We start from the raw sequence: 1,297 nt of genomic DNA, 5'->3' as shown, positions 1-1,297 counted from the left end.
CGACGAACCCTGGATCCACCTCCCCCTCCACGCCGGCCTCCGCATCCGCACCCGAGCCCACGGGTACGGCCGGCACGGGCTCGTCCGTATCGGATGTGGTCGACGCCGCCAACGCGTTCCTGAAGACCCTGGACGACGACCAACAGGCCGACGTACTCCTCGACTTCACGCAGGCCAACGCCGTCGCCTGGTCGAACGAGGCGTGCGGTGCGGACTGCCGCGTCGGCATCGAGCTGAGCACGCTCAGCGACACCCAGCTCGCCGCCGCCAAGGCGGTGGTCGAGGCGGCCACGGGCACCGGGACCGACACCGGCTACGACCAGATCAGCCAGATCCTGGCGGCCGACGACGTCCTCGGCGAGACCGACAGCAGCTACGGCAGCGGCAACTACTACCTCGCCCTCCTGGGCACCCCGAGCACCTCCGGCACCTGGCAACTGCACTTCGGCGGCGACCAGTTGGCCGTCAACCTCACCTACAAGGACGGGGAGGCCGTGGGCACCACCCCGTACTTCGCCGGAGTGGAACCCGCCACCTGGACCGACGGCGACGGCACCACCTACGCACCCCTGTCCGGAATGCACGACGGGATGGAGTCGATGCTCGAAGGCCTGAGCGACGACGAGCTGACGGAGGCGAAGCTCTCCGACTCCACCACCGACGTGGTGCTCGGCCCGGACGAGGACGGCGACTTCCCCGACACCAAGGAGGGCATCGCGGTCAGCGAACTGACCGACGATCAGCAGCAGTTGGTGCTCGACGCCATCACGCCGTGGGTCGAGGCCGCGGACGACACGACCGCCGCGTCCACCCTGAGCACCTACAAGTCCGAGCTCGACGACACCTACATCTCGTACTCGGGCAGCACCGCACTGGACACCGCGGGCGACTACGTCCGCATCGACGGACCCGGTGTCTGGATCGAGTTCTCGGTCAAGGACGGTGTGGTCGACACCAGTCAGCTCAACTACAGCTCCGTGTACCGCGATCACGACACCGATTACGGAGGAGAGTTCTCGTTCTCCTGAATCATCCGCCGATGACATAACGGGCGGCGCTGCTTCCGGCAGCGCCGCCCGCTGTCGGGAATTCCCTCACGGCCGGCCGAGAAATTCATGGACGTCGGCATTCTTGTAGAAGCCGGCTCACGTTTTCCGTAATGAAAAACCGGGACTACGGACCGCGCCGATGCAATCGATCCCCGCCCGCCAGAATCGCCGCCGCCAACGCATCCGCGGCCCCCTGTGCCGAAACCCGCCGCCGCCCGTGCACCAGCACGAAGTCGACCTCGCCCAGC

At 67.3% G+C, this 1,297-nt stretch carries 1 protein-coding gene and 1 pseudogene; one reads left to right on the top strand and one right to left on the bottom strand.

The annotated features are described in order from the left end of the window. A partial coding sequence (locus AC31A1_RS51570; RefSeq protein ID WP_489659937.1) for a DUF3500 domain-containing protein occupies positions 1 to 1,028 on the top strand: 1,028 nt, incomplete at its 5' end. Between the two features lie 145 nt (positions 1,029 to 1,173). On the opposite strand, the pseudogene AC31A1_RS51565 reads toward AC31A1_RS51570, so the two are convergent. Next, positions 1,174 to 1,297, bottom strand: a pseudogene (locus AC31A1_RS51565) (LysR family transcriptional regulator); the annotation flags it as partial.

Source organism: Streptomyces sp. P5F9, assembly GCF_057961495.1.
Note: the sequence above shows the minus strand (reverse complement) of the source record. Positions and strands in the feature narration are given on the sequence as shown.